Origin of the sequence: Bacillus sp. B2-WWTP-C-10-Post-4, from assembly GCF_009183805.1 — a bacterium.
Taxonomy (GTDB): Bacteria; Bacillota; Bacilli; order Bacillales; family Bacillaceae_G; genus Bacillus_A; species Bacillus_A cereus.
The window spans coordinates 143,614-157,231 of the sequence record NZ_WEII01000001.1 but is presented as its reverse complement, the minus strand read 5'-3'; the positions used below and the strand labels follow the sequence as shown (position 1 = coordinate 157,231).

Below are 13,618 nucleotides of genomic sequence, written 5' to 3'. Positions count from 1 at the left end.
CATTTCCTGCCTAAAAGAATAGCATGTTTTCCCTTAAAAGAAAAATAGAGTGAAGTACTGCTTAATGAGAGAATTGTGGTACAATACAAAAGTTAGAGTTCAGCACTATCCTGCCATTTGTAGGCGATAAGACTAAAATCTCAAGATTTAGGAGAAGTAAATAGGGAGTCTGTTAGCCTGTAAATGCTCGAATGGTTCAACTAATAAGGAGTAGGAGAGAAGTCTCCAACTAATTATAGTTTCACTTTATGTAGATGTAGGAGGATTTTTGTATGTCCGATTCGAAATTTCTGCGCGGAACGCTTATTGTTACGCTAGGGACATTTTTAGTAAAGTTCTTAGGCATGATTTACGTCTTTCCGTTTCATGCATTAGTAGGAACAGAAGGCGGAACGCTCTATACATATGGATACATTCCATATACGATCTTTTTAAGTATCGCAACGGCAGGTGTGCCACTTGCTGTTTCAAAATTTGTTTCCAAATATAATGCGCTTGGCGATTATAAAACGAGCCGGAGAATGTTCCGCTCGGGAATGGTTATGATGATAGTAACAGGAGTTCTTTCGTTCCTAGTACTGTACATGACGGCGCCATTGTTTGCAGAAGCGATGCTTGGTAAACAAAGTATACACAATAATGTAGGAGAAGTTACGACGATTATTCGTCTTGTAAGTTTCGCACTTATTGTTGTACCAGCAGCGAGTTTAATTCGTGGTTATTTCCAAGGTCACCAGTCTATGGGACCAACTACCGTTTCACAAATTATTGAACAAATTATTCGTATCGTCTTTTTATTAGCAGGTAGTTTTATCGTTATTAAAGTACTTGGCGGTACAGTTGCAACAGCAGTTGGAGTAGCGACATTTGCTGCGTTCGTTTCAGCGGTTGGAGCACTCGGTGTGTTAATTTGGTACTGGTTAAAACGTAAAAAATATTTGGATCAATATCTAATTGAACAAACTGTACCAGAATCAACAGTAAGCACCGTTCAATTGTTTAAAGAGTTATTTGCATATGCGATTCCTTACGTTGTAATTGGGTTAACAATTCCTTTATATCAACAAATTGATACATTGACATTTAACTCAATTATGCAGGCGATTGGTCAAGGTGATATCGCAGAGCGAGCTCTCGGTATTTTCACAATGTGGACGCATAAGCTAATTATGATTCCTGTATCACTTGCAACAGCGTTTAGTTTAACGCTTGTACCAGCAATTACAAAATCATTTACTGAAAAACAATACCGTTATTTGAAATTACAAATTACACAAACATTCCAGGCGAATATGTTTTTAACATTGCCAGCAGTTGTCGGTATTTCTTCACTGGCATATCCAATTTATACTGCGTTTTACGATTCAGATCCACTAGGTGGACAAGTATTAATGTGGTATGCACCAGTTGCGTTGTTATTCGCTTTATTTACAGTAACAGCGGCAATCCTGCAAGGTATTAACCAGCAGAAGCATGCGATTATTGCGCTTATAATGGGCGTTATTTTGAAATTTGTATGTAACGTAATCTTTATTCGTTATTTCGGTACAGTAGGAGCAATTCTAGCAACAGCAGTTGGTTTCTTAGCTTCTGTTTGGTACACAAATCAACAAATTAAAAAATACGCACACTATTCATTCGGTGTTGTATATAAAAGAACATTCCAAATTGCAGTACTAACACTTATAATGGTCGTTGCTGTAAAACTATCACAATGGCTTCTATCCTTCATGATTTCGCCTGATGGCCGTATGGGTGCTCTTATAACAGTTGCAATTTGTGCAGGTATTGGCGGTCTTGTTTACGGATTGTTAGCAATCCGCACAGGAGTACTTGAAAGAGTATTTGGCGGAGAAGCATTAGATAAAATTCAACGTAAACTTGGTAGTAGATTTAAAATAAAGTTGAAATCAAGAGGGGCGTAATTACGTCCCCTTTTCTATGATAAATAAAGAAGGTGAAAAACGTGAGATTAGATAAATTATTAGCAAATATGGGATATGGAAGTAGAAAAGAAGTAAAGAAATTATTGAAAGACGGCGTTGTGAAAATTGATGGAACGCCAGTAAAAGATGCGAAAGTTCATGTAAATGTAGAAGAGCAAGAAGTTATGATTCACGGTGAAGTTGTGGAATACAAAGAATTTGTTTACTTAATGATGCATAAACCACAAGGTGTTATTTCAGCGACGGAAGATGATAATCATGAAACAGTAATAGATTTATTAGAATTAGAAGATGCAATCTTTGATCCGTTCCCAGTTGGACGACTTGATATCGATACGGAAGGTTTCTTATTGATAACAAATGATGGGAAGTTATCACATCAATTATTATCTCCGAAAAAGCATGTGCCGAAAAAATATTATGCACACGTTGCAGGAGTAGTAACAGAAGAGGATGTAAAAGAGTTTGCTAAAGGTGTTATTTTAGATGATGGCTATGAAACAAAGCCAGGTGCACTTACAATATTGAAAAGCGATGATATTTCTGAAATTGAGCTTGTGATTACGGAAGGGAAATTCCATCAAGTGAAACGTATGTTTGAAGCGGTAGGGAAAAAAGTAGTCTACCTAAAGAGAACAGAGATGGGTCCGTTAGTATTAGATGAAGAACTAGAACTTGGACAATACCGAGAGCTAACAGATGAAGAAGTAGAAATGTTAAAAACATATCAAGTAGATACTGAAAAGTAGTACCTTTATAGGCGCAGAAAAGACCCCTTTCTAATTATTAGAAAGGGGTATGTATTTATTTACATACAATTATTTTTCATTATGAGGTCATTCTCACTTTCTTTCCTGTTGTTGTCCACTTACCGCGGCAAGGGCTATACACGAGTTCATTAAACTGCAACACATTTAGATCACGTTGTATCGTTCGCGGTGTGATCCCGAACTCATCTACAAGGTCTTTCGTCGTTACCGTTCCGTTTTCATTGATGTACATATAAATTGATTTAATGCGTGTTAGCATACGAGTAGTTGTAGGTTTCAAGAGAAAACCACTCCTCTACTAGTTTTTTTGACCCCATTCAGGAAAGAAGGTCGTTACTACCATTGTACTCTACATGATAAAATTCATGCTTTAATCTACTTAAATTTTACAGAAATTTAACAAATATTCATATAGAAAAATATTGGTAGTTGACATTGTATATATGGTCAGTCAACTAACACATAAAATTCTACGTAAAACGCCAAATTCCTGCAAATTTTTTTGAAAAAATAAAAGAAAAACTAATAAGAAATATCTGAAATATTACAATTGTTCGGTATTTAGTTTTCGTGTATGGCATAAGAGATTTCGGTTTGTTATGATGAAAGAAACAATATAGTGAAGGATGGATGCGTGATGTCAGCAATTAATTGGACAGAAGAAGTTGCGAAACGAAAAGATGATTTAATTCGTGATACACAACAATTTTTACAAATTAAAAGTGTATGGGAAGAAGAATCGGCGAAAGAGGGCGCACCATTCGGTGAAGGTGTAGAAAAAGCTTTATCTTTCATGTTACATAAAGGAGAAACTGAAGGTTTTGCTTCTAAAAATTTAGAAGGATATGCAGGTCATCTTGAAATGGGACAAGGAGAAGAGTTAGTAGGCATTCTTTGTCACGTTGATGTTGTACCAGAAGGAGATGGCTGGACGACTCCTGCATATAGTGCGGATATTCGCGATGGAAAGATTTTTGCACGTGGTGCAATTGACGATAAAGGCCCAACGATGGCAGCATATTATGCGATGAAAATTGTGAAAGAATTAGGCTTACCTCTTTCCAAACGTGTTCGTATGATTATAGGAACAGATGAGGAAAGTAATTGGAAATGTGTAGATCACTACTTTAAAAATGAAGAAATGCCAACAATCGGTTTTGCACCAGATGCAGACTTTCCAATTATTAATGCAGAAAAAGGAATTTCTGATATACAAGTTGTGCAAAATGGTAGTAAAGAGAAAAAAGGTACATATGAACTTGTTTCATTTGATTCAGGGCGCCGTTTAAATATGGTTCCTGATTTTGCAGAAGCGGTTATTACAGGAGAAGATGTAAATGCACTTACAGTAGCATATGAAGAGTATTTACAAACTGCTAAAAAAATAGGGAAATCGACTATAGAAGGAAATGCAGTGACGTTGCAAATAGAAGGAATTTCAGCGCACGGATCTACTCCTGAAAAAGGAGAAAATGCAGGTTTATTATTAGCAAACTTCTTAACTACAGTTTCACTTGATGGAAAAGCAACTGCATTTGCGACATTTGCAACAGAAACATTTACTGGTGATATTTTTGGTGAAAAAGCTACTATTGCTTATAAAGATGAAATTAGCGGTCCGTTAACAGTGAATGTCGGTCGCATTTCTTATACGAAAGAAAACGGTGGTAACTTAGGGCTAAACGTACGTTACCCAGTTACAACTAACTTTGAAGAAACAATTGTGAAGTTGAAAGAATATGTTGATACGCATGGTTTTGAAGTGGCTGACTATTCTAATTCTCGCCCACATCACGTCGATAAAGATCACGTATTAATCCGTACGTTACAACGTGTGTATGAAGAACAAACAGGTGAAAAAGCAGAACTATTAGCAATCGGCGGCGGTACTTATGCTCGTTCATTAAAAGCTGGTGTGGCATTTGGCCCGCTATTCCCTGGAAAAGAAGAACTTGCACATCAAAAAGATGAGTATATCGAAATTGAAGACTTATTAAAAGCAACAGCAATTTACGCACAAGCAATTCATGAATTAGCGAAGTAATGGATATATAAATAATGTCCGCTCTCTATTTTGGAGAGCGGCTTCTTTTTACCTGAATGAGATAAGAAAGAAAAGCAACAATAGAAAGAAGGAGAAGATGTACATGGAACTGCATTATTTTGTCGCAATTACGTTACCGAATCATATAAAAGAAATGCTGTATAACTATAAAAAGGACATGCAAGAGGAATTACAATTTCGTTCATGGGTACATAAAGAAGACTATCATATTACCCTTTCATTTTTAGGGAGTGCAACGGAGGAACAATTAGAGGGAATAAAGAATGGATTACAAACAGTTGCAGAAACAAAAGAACTATCGTTCACGTTACAAGGTTTTTCAACGTTTGGTAGGGAAGATCAGCCCCGTATTTTTTGGGCGAAGGTAAGTGAGAATCACGATTTGTTTCAGTTGCAAAAGCAAGTACATGCCATTTGTGAAGAAAATGGATTTTCTCTAGAAATACGCCCGTATCACCCGCATATTACCGTTGCTCGTAAATGGATAGGAGAAGAAAAGTTTCGTTTAGAAAGTATAAAAGAAGTGCCTGAAATATCATTTCAAGCAGATACAATTACTTTATACGAATCCCACGTGAAAGAAACCCCGAAGTATAAATCGATTGCTGAAATAAAATTACAAAAATAGAATGTTGAAAACGTTTTTTATGCAGGTGAATATACTATAGAGAAGAATGGAGTTACTGTATAGAGTCTTGTTGATAAGAAAAGCCTTATCATTTGCAGATCATTTTATCTCGCCTAATTGGTGAAGGCTAATAATAAGTGAGGATGGAAAAATTTTCTCGCTCATTAAAGTTTCACTTTATTTTAACTTTGAGAATGATGGTGATTTTTTTATGTTGAAAGTAAAACGTCCATTTGATGCCTATTTAGATGAAATGAATAAAATTACAATTTTGCTCCCACATGCGTATGGAACAAGTCGGACATTTCGTTTGCAAGAAGGAAGTAATGTGAAAGATTTACCGATTACTCATACTATTGCGCTTCCAGATGCAACGAAGTATGAGTGCTTTATAGAAGAGCCGCTAGATGTGGGGAAGTATTATACAGTACGAGATGAACGGAATGAAGAAACTGATTTACAAATAGGTGCTGTTATTCGAACAAAAATTTTCGATGAAAAGTATTATTACGAAGGTACAGATTTAGGTGCTGTGTATCAAAAACAAGAAACGACATTTAAAGTATGGGCTCCAACTGCAAGGCTTGCGAAAGTAAGAATTTATAAGAGCGATAAAGAATATACCGATCATGAAATGTACAGGGGAGAAAACGGAGTTTGGATTCAAACATTACAAGGTGATTTAGACGGAGCACGCTATACATTTCTTGTTTGTATTAATTTAATATGGAACGAAGCGGTGGATCCTTACGCAAAGTCAGTGACTGTAAATGGAAAGTATGGCATTGTTATCGATTTAGAAAAGACGACTGTAACGAAACGAGAGCAATTACCACCATTACAAGCAATGACAGATGCCATATTGTATGAATTGCATATTCGTGATGCTACTATTCATCCGAACAGTGGAGTGGGTAAAAAAGGGACGTATAAAGGGCTAATGGAAGAAGGAACAACAGGACGAAATGGGACATTGACAGGTTTGTCTCATATAAAAGATTTAGGCGTTACGCATGTTGAATTATTGCCTTTATATTGTTTCGGTGGTGTGGATGAGGCGAATTCTTCTTCTGCCTATAATTGGGGGTACAATCCATTATATTACAATGCACCAACAGGATATTATGCTACAAACCCCTCTGATCCGTATAACAGGATAGTTGAGTGCAAACAACTAATTGAAACATTTCATGAACAAGGTATTAGGGTGATTATAGATGTTGTATATAATCATGTTTATGAAAGAGAGCTATCATCATTTGAGAAGCTTGTTCCAGGATATTATTTTCGTCATGGTGAAGATGGTATGCCTTCTAATGGGACGGGAGTCGGAAATGATATAGCGTCTGAACGGAAAATGATGAGGAAATTCATTGTAGAGTCTATTTTATATTGGCTTACTGAATACAATGTCGATGGATTCCGATTCGACTTAATGGGAATTTTAGATATTGATACAATGAATATGATAGAGAAAGAAGTGCGAAACATAAAACGAGATGCTTTGTTATTAGGAGAAGGATGGGATTTACAAACACCGCTTCCTCTTGAGGAAAAAGCAACGTTAAATAATGCGAAGAAAATGCCACATATCGCACAGTTTAATGATCAATTTCGTGATGGGATAAAAGGGAGTACATTTCATATAAATAAGCGTGGTTTTGCATTTGGTGGGCATGTAGACTGTAATCATTTGCAGTATATTGCAGCAGGAAGTCTTTTAAGTATGAAAGAAACAGGGTTGTTTTTAGAGCCGGCGCAAAGCATTAACTATGTAGAATGTCATGATAATATGACGATGTGGGATAAACTAGTGCGCAGTAATGAAGAATCAGAAACGATTTTGAAAAAACGTCACCTATTAGCGAGCGCAATGGTTATTCTTTCACAAGGCATTCCTTTCTTACACGCAGGGCAAGAGTTTTATCGTACGAAGAAAGGAAATGAAAATAGTTATAATGCAAATGATGAGATCAATCAATTAGATTGGGATCAAAAAGAGAAAGAGATAGAAACCGTTAACTATATAAAAGGTTTAATTGCGATTCGTAAAGAGCATGGGGCATTCCGATTACAAAATGCAGACCTTATAAAAAAACATATGACTTTTTTACAAACATCTACAGAAGTACTTGCATATCACCTAGAGCATGCAGAATCGTTTGGGCCGTGGAAAGAGATTATCGTCTTATTTAATAGCGGTTTAGAAGCTAAAACTGTGCAACTTCCGAAAGAAGCAACGTGGCATGTGTTAGTAAACGAAAACGAAGCGAAAATAGAGCCAATTTCTTCATTTAGAGGAAAGGAACTTAGGCTCGCTCCAATTAGCACGTATATATTGACGATAATGTGACAAATCGCTACTTGACGATGAGAATGTAATAAATGTAGAATTGACAAAGGTGACGATTTTGATAAGTTGTCATTCTATGACAGGTTTTGTAAAATAAAATAGAGGATTTTTGGCTTAGGCTAATTTTTCTTTTCATTTACAGTAAAATATATGAATCCACAACATGTGTAGAAATGTTGCGGTTTTTCTTTTCATAACTATAAAAGATAAGGATTTGTTAACGGGTAATGAATATGGAATGGTTGGAACAATTATTAGGAAAAGAGTGGAGTCTTGTACCGGCTGGTGGAGTAACGGGCGATGCATATATTGCGCAAAACGGACAACAGAAGTTATTTTTAAAGCGGAATACATCGCCCTTTTTAGCGGTATTGTCAGCAGAAGGAATTGTTCCAAAATTACTTTGGACAAGAAGGGTAACGAATGGTGATGTAATTTCTGCTCAAAAATGGCTTCCGGGACAGAAGCTAGAGCCAGAGGATATGAAACTAGAACGTGTTGCGAAACTTTTGAAGAAAATACACTCCTCTAAAGCGCTTGTACAGATGATTCAAAGACTTGGGAAGCAGCCGCTTCACGCACAAGAGTTATTACAACAACTGCAACTCGTTTTAAGAGGAGATATAAGGGATGATGAAACAATTCAGCAAGGCCTTCAATATTTAATGGATTCATTAAAAGCTATTGAATACAATGAATTCGTTGTATGCCATTGTGATGTAAACCATAACAACTGGCTATTGTCGGATGAAGATGAATTGTTTTTAATTGATTGGGATGGAGCTGTAATTGCTGACCCAGCTCTAGACCTCGGTATGTTATTATATTGGTACATTCCGCGCCAGGAGTGGAGTGAGTGGCTCGGTTATTATGATATTGAAATGGATGAATCGCTGCTTAGGCGTATGAGATGGTATGTGATAGCACAAACGATTTTGTCTATTCAATGGCATACAACAAAAAAACAGCAAGCAGAAGCTGAATATTGGCATCAATATTTACAGCAACTACTTGCTTCAGAATAATACTTAAGAAAAATTGTCCATTCCAGCAATCCACTGAGTGAGTTGTTCTTGATTATTGGAAATATGGTTGTCCAAATTAGAGGAAGATTTACCCGATTGACTATAAGAATATACATCGTTTAGCATTGTTTTAGCGTCACTACTTATATTATCGTTTGCGAGTAACGATTGAATGAGGCGCTCTAATTGCTCGCATTCTGAAACTGTCCCGCAGCAATCACTTTGGTGGTTGACTAAAATATCTTTCAGCACTTCTAATTGATGTTGTTGATTAATTGGCATGAACGGATCATCCTTTCGATTGTTTTTCTCTTCAAATGTAAGAGAAAAAGCTGTTTCGTCATGGAATGTTTAATGCTGTATGTAGTTTTTATCAAAATGGTACATCTTATACTTGAAAGAAACGGACCGAGTGCTCGTACGTACTTGGTTTTTTGTTTGGTAGATTGATTAAAAAAAGAAAGAAGGAATTATTCCTTTAAAATAGTTTTGTAAAGAGAGGGAGACATCTATGCGTTTAAGACATAAACCATATGCAATGGATCGAATTAACGAGTATTCACATATCGTAATCGGAAACCCAGAGGAGCGCGCTGGTAACTGGAAAGAAGTATTTGGAAATGAACAACCAATTCATATTGAAGTAGGTACAGGTCGTGGCCGCTTTATGTATGATATGGCAAAAGCGAATCCACATATTAATTATATTGGAATTGAAAAATTCACAAGTGTTGTTGTAGATGCACTTGATAAATTAATTGAAGAAGAAGTGCCAAACTTAAAGTTAATTAATAAAGATGCTGAAGATTTAACAGTTTTCTTTGCAAAAGGTGAGATTGATCGCGTTTATTTAAACTTCTCAGATCCATGGCCAAAGAAGCGTCATACGAAGCGTCGTTTAACGTATAAAACGTTTTTACGTAATTACGAAGAAGTGTTAGTAGAAGGTGGAGAAATTCATTTCAAAACAGATAACCAAGGTTTATTTGAATATTCTCTTATGAGTATGGCTGAGTATGGTATGTTACTAACTTACTTAAGCTTAGATCTTCATAACAGCGACTTTGAAGGTAACATCATGACTGAATACGAAGAGAAATTCTCTAGTAAAGGTCATCGTATTTACCGAGTTGAAGCAAAATATCGTACAGAGCCTATGCAGTAATGCATAGGTTTTTTATATCTAAAATAATCAGAATTTTATGTTAAGATTAATTGAAAGGGGGATGTGTAATGGAACAGTTACAAATTGGAGATATAAAAGTAACGTGGTTAAAAGGCGGAAATACACATTTAGATGGAGGGGCAATGTTTGGTGTTGTGCCGAAAGTACTTTGGTCACGTAAATATAAACATAATGACACAAATCATATTTACTTACGAACAGATCCGTTACTTTTACAAACGAAAGATGGAAATATGCTCATTGATTCAGGAATAGGAAACGGTAAATTGAATGAGAAGATGAAGCGGAATCAAGGTGTAACAGAAGAATCATCGGTTTATGAATCATTAGAAAAACTAGGATTAAAGCCAGAAGATATTCACTATGTTTTAATGACGCACCTTCATTTTGATCATGCATCTGGTTTAACAAAATGGGAAGGTGATCACCTTGTACCAGCGTTTCCGAACGCGAAAGTTTACGTAAGTGAAACAGAGTGGAATGAAATGAGGAACCCAAATATTAGATCCCGTAATACATATTGGAAGGAAAATTGGGAGCCGATTGTAGATCAAGTTGTTACGTTCCAGCAAGAAATAGAAATTACAGATGAAATAAAAATGGTGCATACAGGTGGTCATAGTGATGGACATGCAGTTATTGCTTTAGAAAGCCATGGGGAAACGATGCTTCATTTAGCAGACCTATTACCGACGCACGCACATCAAAATGTATTATGGGTAATGGCATACGACGATTATCCGATGACCTCGATTGAAAATAAACAAAAGTGGATGAAGTATGGTGCTGAAAAAGAGGCATGGTTTACGTTTTACCATGACGCATATTATCGCGCTGTGAAGTGGAATGAGGAAGGGCATATCGTAGAAAAAGTAGAACGGAAAACGAGTATAGAAGCATAAAAATAGGAGGTTGTTCCATCATATTTATTGGAGCAGCCTCTTTTTTATTGTCGGGTTTTGTCGGTAAGTCGATATATTTAAACAAACGCTGATATAATTGGGAAATCGCTGATATAAATTGAGTTGCGCCGATATAATTGGGAAATCGCTGATATAAATTGAGCTGCGCCGATATAATTGGGAAATCGCTGATATAAATTGAGTTGCGCCGATATAATTGGGAAATCGCTGATATAAATTGAGTTGCGCCGATATAATTGGGAAATCGCTGATATAAATTGAGCTGCGCCGATATATTCGGAAAATCGCTGATATAATTTTAATCAATACCCGCAATTTCAAAAAAATAAGAGGTTCACCTAATGGGAACCCTCCTTTTTATGCTGCTATAACCTCTAAAACAGTACCTGTTTTAGCATCAACTAAAAATTCAAATCGTTCTTGTATATCATTTAACATTGTCGTAAGACCGCCGCGATAAACTTCATATGCGACATCATATTTTTCAAATGTCTCTGGAACCATATGTACCCAAGAGCCAGTAATTTCACCTTTATGACTTAATGCTTGTTTCACCATTTTCAATGCTTTTTCTGAAGAAATATGGGATTGTTCTTGTACCTTGTTTGCAACGAGATAACCAGCTGCGAACCCAACGCCAAGACCTGCTACTAAACCTTTCCAGCTCATATATTCACCTCAATTCTATAAAATAAAAATAGTGTACCGATAATAATTATAAAGCAAATACAGCTAAAAAAGAAGAAACTAGAAACATTTCGAAAATTTCGTTACAATAAAAGAGGTATTCTACTAAGGTTTGAAAGAAGGGGACTTCGTGAATAAAGAGACATTACAATTATTTCGTACGTTAACAGAATTACAAGGCGCATCAGGTTTTGAACATGATGTACGCCGTTTTATGAAACAAGAATTAAGCAAATATGCGGATGAAATTGTACAAGACGGTTTAGGTAGCGTATTTGGTCTGAAAAAAGGGGACGAAACTGGCCCGCGTGTTCTTGTAGCAGGTCATATGGATGAAGTAGGTTTCATGATTACGCAAATTACGAAAAACGGAATGCTTCGTTTTCAAACGTTAGGCGGATGGTGGAGTCAAGTTCTATTAGCACAGCGTGTACAAGTTATGACGAAGAATGGTCCTGTTATTGGGGTTGTTGGTTCTATTCCTCCTCATTTATTAAGTGACGCGCAACGTGCAAAACCGATGGATATAAAAAATATGTTAATTGATATAGGTGCAGATAGTTATGAAGATGCGATTGAAATTGGTGTAAAACCAGGACAACAAATCGTGCCGATTTGCCCATTCACACCGATGGCAAATGAGAAGAAAATTATGGCGAAAGCTTGGGACAACCGTTACGGATGTGGTCTTGCAATCGAATTGTTAAAAGAATTAAAAGATGAAACATTACCAAATACATTATATTCTGGTGCTACTGTACAAGAAGAAGTAGGCCTCCGCGGAGCGCAAACAGCTGCAAATATGATTCAACCAGACATTTTCTATGCGCTTGATGCAAGTCCAGCAAACGATGCATCTGGTGACAAAACACAGTTCGGTCAATTAGGAAAAGGTGCTCTTCTTCGTATTTACGATCGCACGATGGTAACACATAGAGGAATACGCGAATTCATTTTAGATACAGCAGAAACAAACAACATTCCGTACCAATACTTTATTTCACAAGGTGGTACAGATGCGGGCCGTGTACATACAAGTAACTCTGGTATCCCATCAGCAGTAATTGGTGTTTGTGCACGCTACGTTCATACACATGCTTCAATTTTACATGTTGATGATTATGCAGCGGCGAAAGAATTAATTACGAAGCTTGTAAGAACAACAGATAAAACGACGTTAGAGACAATTAAGAATAACGCGTAGAAGAAAGGGCTAAAAGCTCTTTCTTTTTTTAGGTAGGAGAGATGACCCAGCGGTGTGTGGTGGCGGTCAGTGCCTAATGGATGCTCGAATGATGTGTGAAGACCGCGCGTAGGAAGAAAGAGGAAGCCTGTTTTTGTGTCTAGGACCAGTAATATTGTGGAAAGCCACCTTCTTTTATAGGTAGAAGGGATTCCCTGGTGGTATGTGATAGTGGTTGGTACTTAATTCGTGCCGAAGCGGATATTAGAATAGAATGAAGAATTTTTATAGAGGTGAACGAAATGAAAGTAGTAGTTGGATCAAAGAATAAAACGAAGGTTGGCGCTGTGGAGAAGGTTTGGAAAGATGCTGAAATTACATCTCTTTCTGTTCCGTCAGGAGTATCAGCTCAGCCTTTCTCAGATGAAGAGACGATGCAAGGAGCGATTAATAGAGCGAAGCGAGCGCTAGAGGAAGGAGAAGCTCCAATTGGTATTGGGCTAGAAGGCGGCGTAATGAAAACGGAGCACGGTTTATTTATGTGTAACTGGGGCGCGCTAGCAACAAGTGATGGGAAAGTATTTGTGGCCGGAGGAGCGCGTATTACATTACCAGACGATTTTTTAGCACCTCTTGAAGATGGTAAGGAATTAAGCGAAGTGATGGAAGAGTTTGTGCAGCGAAAAGATATTCGTAGTCACGAAGGTGCGATCGGTATTTTTACAGAGGATTATGTCGATCGTACGGAATTATTTGTACACGTTGTTAAGTTGTTAGTTGGGCAATATAAGTATGACAAAAAGCAAGCATAAACCTTGCACCATGCGCGATGTATGGTAGTATAAAAGAAAG

13 protein-coding genes are annotated in these 13,618 nt (G+C 36.9%); 10 read left to right on the top strand and 3 right to left on the bottom strand.

The features are described 5' to 3' along the window. Nucleotides 1–272: 272 nt before the first annotated feature. Nucleotides 273–1,925 carry a putative polysaccharide biosynthesis protein gene (locus GBN78_RS00815; RefSeq protein WP_001284030.1) on the top strand — a complete coding sequence of 551 codons (1,653 nt, stop codon included), beginning with the start codon at nt 273–275 and terminating at the stop codon, nt 1,923–1,925. A 41-nt stretch (nt 1,926–1,966) separates the two neighbouring features. Next, nucleotides 1,967–2,695 (top strand): pseudouridine synthase, encoded by a 729-nt coding sequence (locus tag GBN78_RS00810; RefSeq protein ID WP_001234947.1) that lies wholly within the window; start codon nt 1,967–1,969, stop codon nt 2,693–2,695. Nucleotides 2,696–2,774: 79 nt separating this feature from the next. Here GBN78_RS00810 and GBN78_RS00805 read toward each other — a convergent pair whose 3' ends face one another. Continuing rightward, on the bottom strand, nt 2,775–2,996 hold the full coding sequence (locus GBN78_RS00805) for a DeoR family transcriptional regulator (protein ID WP_000805512.1): 222 nt from the start codon (nt 2,994–2,996) through the stop codon (nt 2,775–2,777). Between the two features lie 357 nt (nt 2,997–3,353). Between GBN78_RS00805 and pepV the strand changes: the two genes are divergently transcribed. The 4 genes from pepV to GBN78_RS00785 all read left to right on the top strand — a co-directional run bounded on the left by pepV (nt 3,354) and on the right by GBN78_RS00785 (nt 8,787). After that, complete coding sequence (gene pepV / locus GBN78_RS00800) at nt 3,354–4,760, top strand: dipeptidase PepV (RefSeq protein ID WP_152126874.1); 1,407 nt, start codon at nt 3,354–3,356, stop codon at nt 4,758–4,760. Between the two features lie 103 nt (nt 4,761–4,863). Then, nucleotides 4,864–5,409: an RNA 2',3'-cyclic phosphodiesterase gene (gene thpR, locus GBN78_RS00795; RefSeq protein ID WP_000418996.1), complete on the top strand. Its 546-nt coding sequence runs from the start codon at nt 4,864–4,866 to the stop codon at nt 5,407–5,409. A 211-nt stretch (nt 5,410–5,620) separates the two neighbouring features. Beyond that, nucleotides 5,621–7,762 carry a type I pullulanase gene (gene pulA / locus GBN78_RS00790; RefSeq protein ID WP_047386996.1) on the top strand — a complete coding sequence of 714 codons (2,142 nt, stop codon included), beginning with the start codon at nt 5,621–5,623 and terminating at the stop codon, nt 7,760–7,762. A gap of 227 nt (nt 7,763–7,989) precedes the next feature. Then, complete coding sequence (locus GBN78_RS00785) at nt 7,990–8,787, top strand: phosphotransferase family protein (RefSeq protein ID WP_001986674.1); 798 nt, start codon at nt 7,990–7,992, stop codon at nt 8,785–8,787. 3 nt (nt 8,788–8,790) lie between these two features. On the opposite strand, the gene GBN78_RS00780 is transcribed toward GBN78_RS00785, so the two are convergent. Then, nucleotides 8,791–9,069, bottom strand: coding sequence for a YtzH-like family protein (locus GBN78_RS00780; protein WP_001122235.1), 279 nt, complete (start codon nt 9,067–9,069; stop codon nt 8,791–8,793). A 229-nt stretch (nt 9,070–9,298) separates the two neighbouring features. Here GBN78_RS00780 and trmB point away from each other — a divergent pair, with 229 nt between their 5' ends. Both trmB and GBN78_RS00770 read left to right on the top strand, forming a co-directional pair. Beyond that, nucleotides 9,299–9,952 (top strand): tRNA (guanosine(46)-N7)-methyltransferase TrmB, encoded by a 654-nt coding sequence (gene trmB, locus GBN78_RS00775; RefSeq protein ID WP_001239383.1) that lies wholly within the window; start codon nt 9,299–9,301, stop codon nt 9,950–9,952. Between the two features lie 68 nt (nt 9,953–10,020). Beyond that, the gene (locus GBN78_RS00770; RefSeq protein WP_000436862.1) at nt 10,021–10,875 is read left to right on the top strand and encodes a YtnP family quorum-quenching lactonase; all 855 of its coding nucleotides are present in this window, start codon (nt 10,021–10,023) and stop codon (nt 10,873–10,875) included. Nucleotides 10,876–11,253: 378 nt separating this feature from the next. On the opposite strand, the gene GBN78_RS00765 is transcribed toward GBN78_RS00770, so the two are convergent. Further along, on the bottom strand, nt 11,254–11,565 hold the full coding sequence (locus GBN78_RS00765; protein ID WP_000118543.1) for a PepSY domain-containing protein: 312 nt from the start codon (nt 11,563–11,565) through the stop codon (nt 11,254–11,256). 148 nt (nt 11,566–11,713) lie between these two features. Between GBN78_RS00765 and GBN78_RS00760 the strand changes: the two genes are divergently transcribed. Further along, nucleotides 11,714–12,787: a M42 family metallopeptidase gene (locus GBN78_RS00760; RefSeq protein ID WP_001031507.1), complete on the top strand. Its 1,074-nt coding sequence runs from the start codon at nt 11,714–11,716 to the stop codon at nt 12,785–12,787. 281 nt (nt 12,788–13,068) lie between these two features. Then, nucleotides 13,069–13,578: a DUF84 family protein gene (locus tag GBN78_RS00755; protein WP_047386993.1), complete on the top strand. Its 510-nt coding sequence runs from the start codon at nt 13,069–13,071 to the stop codon at nt 13,576–13,578. The last annotated feature ends 40 nt before the right edge of the window (nt 13,579–13,618 follow it).